This window comes from Enterobacter sp. E14S (assembly GCF_055666685.1).
In genome coordinates, this window is record NZ_JBVODQ010000003.1 from 146126 (window position 1) to 160488 (window position 14363).

The 14363-nt window shown below is 54.8% G+C and carries 15 protein-coding genes; 10 read left to right on the plus strand and 5 right to left on the minus strand.

Translation table 11 applies throughout. From position 1 onward, the window contains the following. Positions 1-40: 40 nt before the first annotated feature. Positions 41-1231, plus strand: coding sequence for a 23S rRNA (cytosine(1962)-C(5))-methyltransferase RlmI (gene rlmI / locus ACZ6J2_RS08925; protein WP_471725469.1), 1191 nt, complete (start codon positions 41-43; stop codon positions 1229-1231). A gap of 60 nt (positions 1232-1291) precedes the next feature. After that, positions 1292-1609: a heat shock protein HspQ gene (hspQ, locus tag ACZ6J2_RS08930; RefSeq protein ID WP_008499919.1), complete on the plus strand. Its 318-nt coding sequence runs from the start codon at positions 1292-1294 to the stop codon at positions 1607-1609. Positions 1610-1644: 35 nt separating this feature from the next. Here hspQ and ACZ6J2_RS08935 read toward each other — a convergent pair whose 3' ends face one another. Next, entirely contained in the window at positions 1645-2058 is a 414-nt protein-coding gene (locus tag ACZ6J2_RS08935) for a CoA-binding protein (protein WP_023311036.1), read from the minus strand. Positions 2059-2231: 173 nt separating this feature from the next. On the opposite strand from ACZ6J2_RS08935, the gene csgI reads away from it, so the two are divergent. Together csgI and mgsA are read left to right on the plus strand one after the other, a co-directional pair. Beyond that, positions 2232-2894, plus strand: coding sequence for a curli synthesis inhibitor (csgI, locus tag ACZ6J2_RS08940; RefSeq protein WP_033145125.1), 663 nt, complete (start codon positions 2232-2234; stop codon positions 2892-2894). Between the two features lie 80 nt (positions 2895-2974). Beyond that, positions 2975-3433 (plus strand): methylglyoxal synthase, encoded by a 459-nt coding sequence (gene mgsA, locus ACZ6J2_RS08945; RefSeq protein ID WP_033145124.1) that lies wholly within the window; start codon positions 2975-2977, stop codon positions 3431-3433. Between the two features lie 57 nt (positions 3434-3490). Here the strand turns inward: mgsA and helD are convergent, their stop codons facing one another. Continuing rightward, positions 3491-5545 (minus strand): DNA helicase IV, encoded by a 2055-nt coding sequence (gene helD, locus ACZ6J2_RS08950; RefSeq protein ID WP_471725472.1) that lies wholly within the window; start codon positions 5543-5545, stop codon positions 3491-3493. Positions 5546-5668: 123 nt separating this feature from the next. On the opposite strand from helD, the gene ACZ6J2_RS08955 reads away from it, so the two are divergent. Both ACZ6J2_RS08955 and yccS read left to right on the plus strand, forming a co-directional pair. Then, positions 5669-6115 carry a YccF domain-containing protein gene (locus tag ACZ6J2_RS08955; protein ID WP_023311032.1) on the plus strand — a complete coding sequence of 149 codons (447 nt, stop codon included), beginning with the start codon at positions 5669-5671 and terminating at the stop codon, positions 6113-6115. Positions 6116-6134: 19 nt separating this feature from the next. Next, positions 6135-8297, plus strand: coding sequence for a YccS family putative transporter (gene yccS / locus ACZ6J2_RS08960; RefSeq protein ID WP_471725474.1), 2163 nt, complete (start codon positions 6135-6137; stop codon positions 8295-8297). Here the strand turns inward: yccS and ACZ6J2_RS08965 are convergent. Next, on the minus strand, positions 8254-8880 hold the full coding sequence (locus tag ACZ6J2_RS08965) for a TfoX/Sxy family DNA transformation protein (RefSeq protein WP_471725476.1): 627 nt from the start codon (positions 8878-8880) through the stop codon (positions 8254-8256). The two genes, yccS and ACZ6J2_RS08965, sit on opposite strands and share 44 nt — an antisense overlap. Positions 8881-9097: 217 nt before the next feature. Between ACZ6J2_RS08965 and sulA the strand changes: the two genes are divergently transcribed. Continuing rightward, complete coding sequence (gene sulA / locus ACZ6J2_RS08970; RefSeq protein WP_038417560.1) at positions 9098-9607, plus strand: SOS-induced cell division inhibitor SulA; 510 nt, start codon at positions 9098-9100, stop codon at positions 9605-9607. Between the two features lie 354 nt (positions 9608-9961). Then, on the plus strand, positions 9962-11017 hold the full coding sequence (gene ompA, locus ACZ6J2_RS08975; protein ID WP_023311028.1) for a porin OmpA: 1056 nt from the start codon (positions 9962-9964) through the stop codon (positions 11015-11017). Positions 11018-11080: 63 nt separating this feature from the next. Here the strand turns inward: ompA and matP are convergent, their stop codons facing one another. Beyond that, on the minus strand, positions 11081-11533 hold the full coding sequence (gene matP / locus ACZ6J2_RS08980; protein WP_032658161.1) for a macrodomain Ter protein MatP: 453 nt from the start codon (positions 11531-11533) through the stop codon (positions 11081-11083). A 186-nt stretch (positions 11534-11719) separates the two neighbouring features. On the opposite strand from matP, the gene ACZ6J2_RS08985 reads away from it, so the two are divergent. After that, complete coding sequence (locus ACZ6J2_RS08985) at positions 11720-13480, plus strand: AAA family ATPase (RefSeq protein ID WP_471725477.1); 1761 nt, start codon at positions 11720-11722, stop codon at positions 13478-13480. Between the two features lie 68 nt (positions 13481-13548). Beyond that, on the plus strand, positions 13549-14067 hold the full coding sequence (gene fabA, locus ACZ6J2_RS08990) for a 3-hydroxyacyl-[acyl-carrier-protein] dehydratase FabA (protein WP_008499931.1): 519 nt from the start codon (positions 13549-13551) through the stop codon (positions 14065-14067). 71 nt (positions 14068-14138) lie between these two features. On the opposite strand, the gene rmf is transcribed toward fabA, so the two are convergent. Further along, on the minus strand, positions 14139-14306 hold the full coding sequence (rmf, locus tag ACZ6J2_RS08995; protein WP_013097261.1) for a ribosome modulation factor: 168 nt from the start codon (positions 14304-14306) through the stop codon (positions 14139-14141). Positions 14307-14363 lie beyond the last annotated feature (57 nt).

A 14363-nucleotide genomic window follows, 5' to 3' on the forward strand; every position in this document is an offset into this window, starting at 1 on the left:
ATCTACGCGCCATTTCCTGAAATCGACAGAACAGCAAATTATGAGTGTACGTTTAGTGTTAGCCAAAGGGCGCGAGAAATCATTACTGCGCCGTCATCCCTGGGTCTTTTCCGGCGCGGTTGCCCGTATGGAAGGCAAAGCCATCCTCGGTGAAACCATTGATATCGTTGACCATCAGGGGAAATGGTTAGCGCGAGGCGCCTACTCGCCAGCGTCCCAGATCCGCGCTCGCGTCTGGACGTTTGATAAAGATGAAACCATCGACATCGACTTCTTCGTTCGCCGTCTGCAGCAGGCGCAGCAGTGGCGCGACTGGCTGGCAAAACGCGACGGGCTGGACAGCTACCGCCTGATTGCCGGTGAGTCCGACGGCCTGCCTGGCGTGACCATCGATCGCTTCGGTAACTTCCTGGTGCTGCAGCTCCTGAGCGCCGGAGCGGAATACCAGCGTGCCGCGCTGATCAGCGCGCTGCAAACGCTGTTCCCGCAGTGTGCCATTTACGACCGCAGCGATGTGGCGGTGCGCAAAAAAGAAGGCATGGAGCTGACTCAGGGGCCCGTAACGGGCGAGCTGCCACCGGCCCTGCTGCCGATTGAAGAGCACGGCATGAAGCTGCTGGTGGATATTCAGGGCGGGCACAAAACGGGTTACTACCTTGACCAGCGCGACAGCCGTCTGGCGACGCGTCAGTATGTTGCCGACAAACGCGTGCTGAACTGCTTCTCCTACACCGGCGGTTTTGCCGTTTCGGCGCTGTTGGGCGGCTGTGCTCAGGTGGTCAGCGTGGACACGTCGCAGGAAGCGCTGGACGTGGCAAAACAGAACGTCGAGCTGAACAAGCTGGATCTGAGCAAAGCGGAATTTGTTCGCGATGACGTCTTCAAGCTGCTGCGTAAATATCGCGACCAGGGCGAGAAGTTCGACGTCATCGTGATGGATCCGCCAAAGTTTGTGGAAAACAAAAGCCAGCTGATGGGAGCATGTCGCGGGTATAAAGATATCAACATGCTGGCTATCCAGCTGCTGAACCCGGGCGGAGTTCTGCTCACCTTCTCCTGCTCTGGCCTGATGACCACCGATTTATTCCAAAAAATCATCGCCGATGCCGCAATAGATGCCGGGCGTGATGTACAATTTATAGAGCAGTTCCGTCAGGCAGCCGATCACCCCGTGATTGCTACCTACCCGGAAGGACTGTATCTGAAAGGGTTTGCCTGTCGCGTCATGTAACTTGAAAAGAGAAATATTGCCCGCACATAACGTGTAAGTCGTATTTCCCGGGAGGTGACTATGATTGCCAGCAAATTCGGTATCGGCCAGCAGGTCCGCCACACTTTGCTAGGGTATTTGGGTGTGGTCGTGGATATCGACCCGGAGTATTCCCTTGATGAACCGTCAGCAGACGAGCTGGCGGTGAACGCAGAGCTTCGCGCCGCGCCCTGGTACCATGTGGTAATGGAAGGTGATGATGGACAACCCGTTCACACCTATCTGGCCGAAGCGCAGCTGAGTAGCGAGCTGCAGGAAGAGCATCCGGAGCAACCCACAATGGATGAACTTGCTCAGACTATCCGCAAACAGTTACAGGCTCCGCGCCTGCGGAACTAAGCGTGTAAAAAAGCCCGATAACGGGCTTTTTTTTATTACTTCGCCAGCCCCAGACGGGGGATGTCGATCGCCGGACAGCGATCCATGACGACCTTCAACCCCGCATCCCGCGCCAGCACGGCGGCCTGCTCGTTAATCACGCCCAGCTGCATCCACAGCGTTTTCGCCCCTACGGCGATAGCGTCCTGCGCCACTTCCCACGCGGCCTCGGAATTACGGAAGACATCGACCATATCAATTTTTTCCGGCACCTCAGCGAGCGTGGCGTAACCCTGCTGGCCCAGCAATGTTTTCCCCGCCACTTTTGGCGAGACCGGGATAACGTGATAGCCCTGATCGAGAAGGTATTTCATCACCCGATAGCTGGGACGATCGGGTTTATCGCTCGCGCCCACCAGCGCAATGGTACGCGTGGATGTCAGAATCTCGGCAATATCGTTCTCTTTCATGGTTTTTCTCCTGGCTTTTTTAAAAGTGTACGCCAAACCGCACATCTCAACCATCCATCCCATACAGATGCATGAGGGCAAAACGGCGAAATATGTCTATATGTTAGTAAACGTGATTATCGAAAAATTTAGATACATTAATGCGGCGACAGGATTTCTGACGGGAGCCTTCTATGAAAACCGGTATTGCCACTGCCCTGATTGCGTTAGTGATGCCGGTCTGCGTTTTTGCTACCACGCTCCGGCTCTCTACCGACATTGATCTTCTTGTACTGGACGGAAAAAAGGTCTCCAGCTCGTTATTGCGCGGTGCAGACAGCATCGAGTTAGATAACGGGCCGCATCAGCTGGTCTTTCGGGTAGAAAAGTCGATCGGTCTGGCTAATCACGAGCAACGGATGTACATCTCCCCGCCGCTGATCGTCAGCTTTAATACCCGGCAAATCAGTCAGGTGAACATCACCCTGCCTCGCCTTGAAACGGAGAAGGAATCTGCGGCCTTTGACGCTTCACCCCGCGTTGAACTGCTGGACGGGAATGCGATGCCGATTCCGGTGAAGCTGGATATTCTGGCGTTGACGACCTCGCCGAAAGGCCCGGATTACGAGGCCGCGACCCAGACCTATAACAAAGCGGGAAAACGCGCATCGCTTCCGCAGTTTGCCACCATGATGGCGGATGACAGTACGCTTTTATCCGGCGTCTCTGAACTGGACGTTATTCCTCCCCAGTCCCAGACCCTGACGGAACAGCGCCTTAAATTCTGGTTCCAGCAGGCCGATCCCGACACGCGGGCCCGGTTTTTACAGTGGGCAAAACAACAACCTTCATCATAAGCCACATTTTTTACGCCTTTCTCTTGCAGGGTCAGACGGTTCCCGTCATCGTGTAGTCAGTTAACCTGATGGAAATGATTATGGAACTGACAACACGCACGCTGCCTGAACGTAAACACATTGCTCTTGTGGCGCACGATCACTGTAAACAAATGCTGCTTAACTGGGTTCGCCGCCATCAGCCTTCGCTGGAAAAGCACGCCCTGTCGGCGACCGGCACAACCGGTAACCTGATCCAGCGCGAAACGGGTCTGCAGGTGAATGCCATGCTGAGCGGCCCGATGGGCGGCGATCAGCAGGTCGGCGCGCAGATTTCCGAAGGGAAAATTGATGTGCTGATCTTCTTCTGGGACCCGCTGAACGCGGTTCCGCACGATCCGGATGTCAAAGCGCTGCTGCGCCTGGCGACGGTGTGGAATATTCCGGTGGCGACAAACCTGTCGACGGCGGATTTCATCATCGAATCGCCGCAGTTTAACTCGCCGGTTGATATCCTTATTCCGGACTATCAGCGTTATCTTTCCGATAGACTGAAGTAGCTTTTTTGCCGGGTGGCGGCTATGCCTTACCCGGCTACAAAATCTTGCCTGACATCGTTATGGCTTACGCGCCACCGGCACATCAATACTCTTCAGGATATCGACAAACACGGATGGCTCCTCTTTATTGAACAGCAGCCACACGCGATGCCGCGCGCGGGTGATGGCCACATACAGCAAACGCCGCTCTTCGGCATCCGGGAAGTCTTCCGGCACCGGCAGCAGGGCCTCTTCCATCACCGACTCGCGGGCCGGGGCCGGGAAACCGTCGCTGCCCTCTTTCAGCCCCAGCACAATCACATAGTCAGCCTGCTGCCCTTTGCTGGCGTGAATTGTCATAAATTCAAGCTGCAGTTTCGGCCAGCGGGTGGCGGCTTTTTCCAGCGCCGCGGGCTTAAGGTGATGGTAGCGCGCCAGTACCAGAATACGTTCATCGGGCTTCGCGTAGCCGCTGAGCTTGTCCAGCAGCGGCTCCAGCTGGTCATCCGCCAGCAGGGTGACCGCTTTTTTATCCCCTGGCCGCAGGCTATTGAGCGGCTTGGCCAGCTGATGCGGGTTCTGCTGGATAAAGCGGTTGGCGATCTCACCAATGCGTGAATTGAAGCGGTAGGTGGTGTCCAGATCGCTGCGATCCCCTTCGCCAAAATAGTGGTGGAATGCGGTCGTCAGGGAGAGCTGCGCCCCGCTGAAGCGATAGATGGCCTGCCAGTCGTCACCCACCGCAAACAGCGACGTATGTTTATTTTGCGCCCGCAGCGCCGAGAGCAGTGCGGCACGCTGCGGAGAGATATCCTGGAACTCATCCACCAGAATGTGTTTCCACGGGCTGACAAAACGTCCCTTCTCAAGAATGATGATGGCCTGATGGATTAAACCGGAGAAATCGACGGCATTTTCCTCTTTGAGCGCGGTTTTCCAGGCTTTCAGCAGCGGAGCCATCAGCTTGACCCGTTTCGAAAACAGATCGCGGATCGCCTCCGGCGCGCTTTCAATCATCTCTGCCTGCGTTCCACCGTGCATTCGCATCAGGCTGACCCAGCGGTCAAGTCGCGAACCCAGCCGACGCGCCAGTTTGTCATCCTGCCAGAAGCTATCCTCTGGCACCTCCCAGCCGAGCTCCTCCTCCAGCCACTGACGCCACCCTTTCGCCTGCGCCTTTTTCTCACTGCACTGCTGGCGCCACGCTTTGATGAACAGCGCCTGACGCGCCTGCGCGTCGTTTTCCAGCTTACTGATGGAAGGCACTTTTTTACTGCCCTGCTGAATAATATGCAGCGCAAGGGCATGGAAGGTTCTGGCCGTGATATCCCGCGTGTGAAGGCGTTCCTGGATACGTTCGTCCATCTCCTGGGCAGCCTTGCGGCCAAAGGCCAGAAGCAGAATTTGATCGGCTACCGCTTCTCCGGTCGTCAGCAGCCAGCCGGCACGCGCCACCAGCACCGACGTTTTACCGCTACCGGCCCCCGCCAGCACCAGCAGCGACTGCTCGCCGTTGACCACCGCGCGCGCCTGGGCCGGATTGAGCGGTGAAGATTCCACCGTACTGAAAAAGTCGGCGTATTGGGTAAGCATGGCGTCCGTCCAGGCCTGGTTATGGGCGAGACGGCTTTTATCCTTATCATTCAGCCAGGCCTGACACTGGCGCCAGGCGTCGCGACAGTTGTCAAACTCGTCGAGACGCGTCACGGAGAGCGGCAGCGCCGAGAGTGCCTGTCGGATCTTTTGCTGCAGCCCGGCGGTCTGCTGACGGGTCAGCCACGCGTGTTGCGCGTTGCTCTGCGCGATATCGTCCAGCACCTGCTGCAGCACCTGGGCGGCAATCACGCTCATATCCTGGCTCCACTGCTGCCAGAGTGCGTTCAGGTGATGATGGAAACGCTGGGTTTCCGACCACTCGGTGCCGTGAAGACGCACGACTTTATCGTCAGGCAGAACGAACTCCAGCTCGCCCCACACCAGCCCGCGTTTACAGTGGATAGCCAGAAGCTGATTAAACGGAATAAGGTATTCGTGGCGTTCCCCGGAGACTTTCACCCCGGCATTAAGGAGAACCACCCTGTCGTAAGGGTGTTGCGCCAGGCGTTTGCCTAACGAGGTTGCTTTCAGTTCCATGTTCCGCCAAATCCACGAAGAGATAATTTACCTGACAGTTTAACTGCCAGTTTTAAGGTGCTCCAGCCTAAAAAAACGTTACAATCATTGGGCGTTAATTTTATCGAAAGGAAGTGAGGGTTTATGCGTACCGTTCTGAATGTGTTGAATTTTGTGCTGGGCGGTTTTGCCACCACCCTTTCCTGGCTTTTCGCCACGCTGGTGAGCATCGTCCTGATTTTCACGCTTCCCCTGACTCGTTCCTGCTGGGAAATCACAAAACTCTCCTTAATCCCCTACGGGAATGAAGCTATCCACGTTGACGAGCTCAATCCGGAGAGCAAAAACGCCCTGATGAATACGGGCGGAACCCTGCTGAACATACTGTGGCTGATTTTCTTCGGCTGGTGGCTGTGCATCATGCATATTTTTGCCGGTATTGCACAGTGCATCACGATTATTGGTATTCCGGTGGGGATCGCGAACTTTAAGATCGCCGCTATCGCCCTTTGGCCCGTCGGTCGCAGGGTTGTTCCGGTAGAAGTGGCCCAGGCGGCGCGTGAAGCAAACGCGCGTCGTCGTTTTCAGTAAATAAGGACCGGCCGCGTTTATGCTAAGCCCACTGCTTCGCCGTTATACCTGGAACAGCACCTGGCTATACAACGTCAGGATATTTATCGCGCTTTGCGGCACGGTTGCCCTTCCCTGGTGGCTGAATGATGTCAAGCTCACCATTCCGCTTACGCTGGGGGTGGTGGCCGGGGCGCTGGCGGACCTGGACGATCGTCTGGCCGGGCGCTTACGTAACCTTGTCATTACGCTCGTCTGCTTTTTCATTGCGTCAGCGTCCGTTGAGCTGCTTTTCCCGTGGCCCTGGCTGTTTGCCCTGGGCCTTACGCTTTCAACCAGCGGGTTTATTTTGCTGGGCGGCCTCGGGCAGCGCTATGCCACCATCGCGTTTGGTGCATTGCTGATCGCTATCTACACCATGCTGGGCGTTTCCCTGTACGACCAGTGGTACCAGCAGCCGGTTCTCCTGCTGCTGGGCGCCATCTGGTATAACCTGCTGACGCTAACCGGTCATCTGATCTTCCCGGTTCGCCCGCTGCAGGATAACCTTGCCCGCAGCTTTGAGCAGCTAGCCCACTACCTGGAACTGAAATCCCGGCTGTTCGACCCGGACATTGAGGAAGAAAGCCAGGCTCCGCTCTACGATCTGGCGCTGGCAAACGGCCAGCTGGTCGCCACTCTTAACCAGACAAAAGCCTCTCTGCTTACCCGTCTGCGCGGCGATCGCGGTCAGCGCGGAACGCGAAGGACCTTACACTACTATTTTGCCGCCCAGGATATTCACGAACGAGCCAGCTCATCGCACGTTCAGTACGCCGCCCTACGTGAGAAGTTCCGCTACAGCGACGTCATGTTCCGCTTCCAGCGCCTGCTGTCCATGCAGTCCCAGGCGTGTCAGCAGCTCTCGCGTTCCATTCTGCTGCGTACCCCCTATCAACATGATCCCCGCTTTGAACGCGTATTCAGCCATCTTGATGCGGCGCTCGATCGCGTTCAGGCCAGCGGAACGTCACCGGAGCACATCAAAGCGCTGGGCTTTCTGCTGAACAACCTGCGGGCGATTGATGCTCAGCTGGCGACAATTGAGTCCGAACAGGCGATGGCACTGCCGGGCAGTGAGGTGGAAAATCAGCTTGCTGATGACAGCGTGCACAGCGTTAGCGATATGTGGCTACGCCTGAGCCGCAACTTTACGCCGGAGTCGGCTCTCTTTCGCCACGCGGTGAGAATGTCGCTGGTGCTGTGCGTGGGTTATGCCTTTATCCAGATAACCGGGCTGCACCACGGCTACTGGATCCTGCTGACCAGCCTGTTCGTCTGCCAGCCGAACTATAACGCCACCCGACACCGTCTTGCGCTGCGTATCATCGGCACGCTTGTTGGCGTCGCGATCGGTCTTCCGGTGCTCTATTTCGTACCCTCCGTTGAAGGTCAATTAATCCTGATCGTGATCACCGGCGTGTTGTTCTTCGCGTTTCGCAACGTGCAGTACGCCCATGCCACCATGTTCATCACGCTGCTGGTGCTGCTCTGCTTTAACCTGCTGGGTGAAGGGTTTGAAGTCGCCCTGCCCCGCGTGATCGATACCCTGATTGGCTGCGCGATTGCCTGGGCCGCGGTCAGCTTTATCTGGCCGGACTGGCGTTTCCGCAATTTGCCGCGCGTGGTGGACAGGGCGATGAACGCCAACTGTCGATACCTTGACGCTATCCTGGAGCAGTACCACCAGGGGCGCGATAACCGACTGGCTTACCGGATAGCCCGTCGCGATGCGCATAACAGTGACGCAGAACTGGCCTCCGTTGTCTCTAACATGTCAACGGAGCCTCGCGCCACGGCGGAGATTCGTGAGACTGCGTTCCGCCTGCTCTGCCTGAACCATACGTTCACCAGCTATATTTCGACGCTCGGTGCCCACCGCGAGAAACTCACCAACCCGGGCATTCTCAACCTGCTCGATGACGCCGTCTGCTATGTCGATGACGCGCTTCATCACCGACCGGCCGATGAGCCCCGCGTTCAACAGGCGCTGGATGAACTGGCTCAACGCATTGCGCATCTTGACCCAGGAAACGACAGCAAAGCGCCGCTGGTGCTTCAGCAGATAGGCCTGCTTATCGCTCTGCTGCCTGAAATTTGCCGGCTGCAACAGCAAATCGCTACCTGGAGGAGTGATTCTCCTGTGGGTCAGGCAGCGCATTAAACCACTCCATCAACTCCCGGCGAATGCCTGCCGGGAGTGCCGCCTCATGCAGCCCCTCGATAGCCCCTTCCAGCGCGAAGAGAACTTTAATACTGAGCGCTTTGTTTTTTGCCCGCATCTTTAGCCAGCTCGCTCTGGCACCCAGCGCCCGCAGCGTTTCCTCATTGGTGATGCCAGCTTCAAAGAGCAAGACTTCAAGCTGAAAGGTCAGGTTTGGCAGATCCTTGAGTCGGTTTCGCTGATGACGCTGATAGCGCTCTTTTCTTGCCGCACTGAGCGCAAACGAGGAGAGCTGAAGCAACCGCTCCCTGTCCTGCCATAATCCGTCATCCACACGATAATAGTTAAGCAGCACCGGGCGGCCTCGCTTCATCAACGTCAAAAAAGAGGAGGCATGTTTTACACAGTATTTCGCACTCTCCTCACAGGCGCGGAGATAAAGCTCTCCGTCTGACACCATGGCAAAAACCGCATCATCCACCGCCAGGGTATAGCCTCCAAACAGCGCGCGATGATGAATCTCGCCCAACGGGGAAAGGTATTCCTGGGATTTATAAATCCGTTCATAAGATATCTTTTTCATGATATTTCCCTTCAAAATCATAAAGTAACAACGAAATTTCTTACTAGCGGATCCGTTAGCAGGAAAATAGGCAACTTATTGCCGATGAGCAAGATGATTTTTCGAGGGACATCAACATTGAATGAATTTTGCGAGTCGCTTTCCGAAAATGAGGTTGATCTTTATGCATACAGGGGTTACTGTATATCCATACAGTAACTACAGGGCTGGAATGAATATGCACACTTCAGGCTATGCAAATCGCTCAACCTCTCTCTCTTCTACCGCAGGCAATGTCGCGCAGAATTCCGTCGAGCGTGTTTCCACGGGGCTAATCAGTGAAGTGGTTTATCGTGAAGACCAGCCCCTGTTGACACAACTTCTGTTGTTGCCGTTATTACAACAGCTTGGTCAGCAATCGCGCTGGCAGCTTTGGCTCACGCCTCAGCAAAAACTGAGCCGTGAGTGGGTGCAGTCCGCAGGCCTTCCGCTTACTAAGGTCATGCAAATTAATCAGCTCCCGCCGTGCGATACCGTTGAGTCGATGATCCGCGCGTTACGCACCGGAAATTACAGCGTGGTGATTGGATGGTTACCGGAAGAATTGACGGAAGAGGAACATTTCCGTCTGACGGAAGCAGCCGAAGAAGGGAGTGCGATCGGATTCATTATGCGTCCGGTTCGATCGGATTCTTACCGCAGAGGACAACTTTCTGGGCTAAAAATTCACTCAAATTTGTATCATTGAGTGAAATTAAGATTTTTCCTGGAATTTTTTTTGACCACAAGATGGCATTAAAGTTCCCGGCCTGAAAATTGCGGCAAGGCTTGTCTGGTGCGGTTCTCCTTAATTTTATTGCACAAAATTCGTTCAAAAAATGTTAAATAATCGGTATACGGAACTTTTTTTTTCATATGCCTGACGGACTTCACACTTGTAAGTTTTCAGCTACGTTGTAGACTTTACATCGCCAGGGGTGCTCGGCCTAAGCCGAAGATATCGGTAGATTTATATTTGACCACGCCCCCCGGTGAAGGATTTAACCGTGATTCTCTCCTGAGACTTTCATGGCGAATTTTGGATGATAACGAGGCGCAAAAAATGAAAAAGACAGCTATCGCGATTGCAGTGGCACTGGCTGGCTTCGCTACCGTAGCGCAGGCCGCTCCGAAAGATAATACCTGGTATGCAGGTGGTAAACTGGGCTGGTCTCAGTTCCACGACACCGGCTGGTACAACAGCAGCCTGAACAATGATGGCCCAACTCACGAGAGCCAGCTTGGTGCAGGTGCGTTCGGTGGCTATCAGGTTAACCCGTATGTTGGTTTTGAAATGGGTTACGACTGGTTAGGTCGTATGCCATACAAAGGCGACACCATCAACGGCGCTTTCAAAGCACAGGGCGTTCAGCTGACCGCTAAACTGGGCTACCCAATCACTGACGATCTGGACGTGTACACCCGTCTGGGCGGCATGGTATGGCGCGCAGATTCCAGCAACAACATCTCTGGTGACAACCATGACACCGGTGTTTCCCCAGTATTCGCTGGTGGCGTTGAGTGGGCTATGACCCGTGACATCGCTACCCGTCTGGAATACCAGTGGGTTAACAACATCGGCGACGGCAACACCGTTGGTGTTCGTCCAGACAACGGCATGCTGAGCGTAGGTGTTTCCTACCGTTTCGGCCAGCAGGAAGAAGCAGCTCCAGTTGTTGCTCCAGCGCCGGCTCCAGCTCCAGAAGTACAGACCAAGCACTTCACTCTGAAGTCTGACGTTCTGTTCAACTTCAACAAAGCGACTCTGAAACCAGAAGGCCAGCAGGCACTGGATCAGCTGTACACCCAGCTGAGCAACCTGGATCCTAAAGACGGTTCAGTAGTGGTTCTGGGCTTCACCGACCGTATCGGTTCTGACGCTTACAACCAGAAACTGTCTGAGAAACGTGCTCAGTCTGTTGTTGATTACCTGATCTCTAAAGGTATCCCAGCTAACAAGATTTCCCCACGTGGTATGGGCGAATCTAACCCAGTTACTGGCAACACCTGTGACAACGTGAAAGCTCGCGCTGCACTGATCGACTGCCTGGCTCCAGATCGTCGCGTAGAGATCGAAGTTAAAGGCATCAAAGACGTTGTAACTCAGCCTGCGGCATAAGTTATCGTCTTATAAAAAAACCCCGCCATGCGGGGTTTTTTATTATCTGCAGAAAAGAAAAATCTACTTTTTACCCAACAGAGCCTGAAGGTCGTTCTTCAGCGTCGACATCTGGTTGGCGTACTTCTCTTTATGTTCGGCATCCTCAATCAGCTGCACGATGGTTTCCGACAGCGTTTTGCCCCGTCGTTGTGCCAGCCCAGCCAGGCGTTGCCAGACCACGAACTCCAGGTCGATTGATTTTTTGCGAGTGTGCTGATGCTCAGCATTAAAATGCCGTTTGCGTCGCGCGCGGATAGTTTGCTTCATCCGGTTTAACAGCGCAGGATTGATGTGTTTCTCAATCCAGCCGTTAACCTGTACCGGTTCATTTTCGAGGGTCAGCAAAATATCCACGGCTTCTTGCGCAGCGCTGGCTTCGACGTAGCAGGTGATCAGCTCCCCTTCACGGTGCTTTTTGACCAGGTACTTCCATTTCCAGCCGCTTTCGAGATTTTCCAGTTGTTGATATTTCATTGCGATCTCAGTGTTACCACGTAACTCTGTTCAGAATATCAGTTTTTTAGCAATCTGCTGAAAAGAAATCATATCCTGTGAGTGAATGCAGCCAATCGCCCTGTCGAAATCCCCAATCCTGCTTGGGTACAGCCCCCCGCTTACGGTATACTCCACGCTTTTACATCTGACTAAAAAACATCAACTTTGACCATTACGAAACTTGCATGGCGTGACCTTGTTCCGGATACCGAAAGTTACCAGGAACTGTTTGCACAGCCCGAACTCGCAAAAGAACACGAATTCATCCTTAGCGATACGCAGCCTCGTTTGCATTATGCGCTGGAGCAGGTGTTAAGCCCATGGGCAACAGCGCCCTTCATGCTGCTCAAGGCCCCGGAAGAAGCGGAATACCTGACGCTGCTCGGAGATGCCGTGCGCCAGCTGAAGCCGGAAGTGAACGCAGTTTTTGGCGGCCAGTATCGTATTGCAGGACATGATGTCACTTTCGAACCGGCGGCGCAGGCCGATGGCCGTTTTGCCGTTAAAGGCGAAGTGATTACCGCTAACTGGGTCGAGGCGGAACAATTCTTTGGTTGTCTGCGCCAGTTTAACGGCGAGCTTTCCCTGCAGCCGGGGCTGGTGCATCGCGCAAACGGCGGCGTGCTCATCATCTCACTGCGCACCCTGCTCTCGCAGCCGCTGCTGTGGATGCGCCTGAAAACCATTGTGACCCAACAGCGCTTTGACTGGGTCGGCTACGATGAGTCTCGTCCTCTTCCTGTCTCCGTTCCGTCTATGCCGCTGTCTCTGACCGTCGTGCTGACTGGCGACCGTGAATCGCTGGCGGACTTCCAGGAAATGGAGCCGGAACTGGCTGAGCAGGCGGTGTATAGCGAATACGAAGACAACATCCAGATTGCTGACGCCGACGATATGGCGCAGTGGTGCCAGTGGGTGATGGCCGTTGCTGAGCGTTTTGCGCTGCCAACCCCTGCGGCTGACGCGTGGCCGGGCTTAATCCGCGAAGCAGTACGCTACACCGGTGACCAGGAAACGCTGCCGCTTTGCCCGCTCTGGATCGGCAAACAGCTGCGTGAAGTGGGTGTGATTAGCGGTAACGGGGCGTTCAGCGGAGAACAGCTCACTCAGATGCTGGCTCAGCGTGAGTGGCGAGAAGGCTATCTTGCCGACCGTATGCAGGATGAAATTCTGCTGGAACAAATTCTGGTGGAAACCGAAGGCGAACGCGTCGGGCAGATCAACGCCCTGTCGGTGATTGAATTTCCTGGCCATCCGCGAGCATTCGGGGAACCGTCCCGTATCAGCTGCGTTGTGCACATTGGCGATGGCGAGTTCACCGATATTGAACGAAAAGCCGAGCTGGGCGGCAACATTCACGCGAAAGGCATGATGATCATGCAGGCGTTTTTGATGTCAGAGCTGCAGCTTGAGCAACAGATCCCCTTCTCCGCCTCGCTGACGTTTGAGCAGTCCTACAGCGAAGTGGATGGCGATAGCGCCTCTATGGCCGAGCTGTGCGCCTTAATCAGCGCCCTGGCGGAAGTGCCCATCAATCAGAACATCGCGATCACCGGTTCGGTGGACCAGTTCGGTCGTGCACAGCCAGTGGGAGGCCTCAACGAAAAAATTGAAGGCTTCTTCTCTATCTGTCAGCAGCGCGGTTTAAACGGCAAACAGGGTGTGATTATTCCTGCTCCCAACGCACGCCATTTGAGCCTTAGTCAGGATATTCTGGATGCGGTTGAGCAAGAGCAATTCACCATCTGGGCCATCGAAGGGATTGAGGATGCGCTACCCTTACTGACAAATCTGGTTTGGGATGGCGAAGGGCAAACCACCCTGATGCAGACTATCCAGGAGCGCATTGCTCAGGCGACGCAGCAGGATGCTCGTCATCGTTATCCATGGCCGTTACGCTGGCTGGGCTGGTTTAGTTCGAACTGATCGGACTTGTTCAGCGTACACGTGTTAGCTATCCTGCGTCCTTCACTAAAATAAGGCTTACTGAGAACATGGTAGATAAACGCGAATCCTATACAAAAGAAGATCTTCTTGCCTCTGGTCGCGGTGAACTGTTTGGCGCTAAAGGCCCACAGTTGCCGGCCCCGAACATGCTGATGATGGACCGTGTCGTGAAAATGACCGAAACCGGCGGCAACTTCGATAAGGGTTACGTAGAAGCAGAACTCGATATCAACCCGGACCTGTGGTTCTTCGGTTGCCACTTTATTGGCGATCCGGTAATGCCTGGCTGTCTGGGCCTGGATGCCATGTGGCAGCTGGTTGGCTTCTATCTGGGCTGGCTGGGCGGCGAAGGTAAAGGCCGCGCGCTGGGCGTGGGCGAAGTAAAATTCACTGGCCAGGTTCTGCCCACAGCGAAGAAAGTGACCTATCGTATTCACTTCAAGCGCATCGTTAACCGCCGCCTGATTATGGGCCTGGCAGATGGCGAAGTGCTGGTCGACGGTCGTCTGATCTATAGCGCAAGCGACCTGAAAGTTGGCCTGTTCCAGGACACTTCCGCGTTCTGATCGTGCTTTTCGCACCTCCAGAAAGGCGAAACCTCCGCATTGCGGAGGTTTCTTTTTTGAAAGAGACGTTATCAGGCTATGAGTGCCCTGTCGCCGATGGCTTCTCGCCAGCCTCCAAGCCATTGTGACCTTTGATTTATCGTCTGATAAGGACACATTTCTTTAGAACGTCCAGCGATGCCGGCCTGATAACCACGTTGATGAGCCCGTTCCAGGCGATCTCGTTTCTGTCTCTTCATGCCTCGTTTCCCTCATTCTTTTGTCTGGTGGAAAGAAAACAGTGTCTGCACTCAATG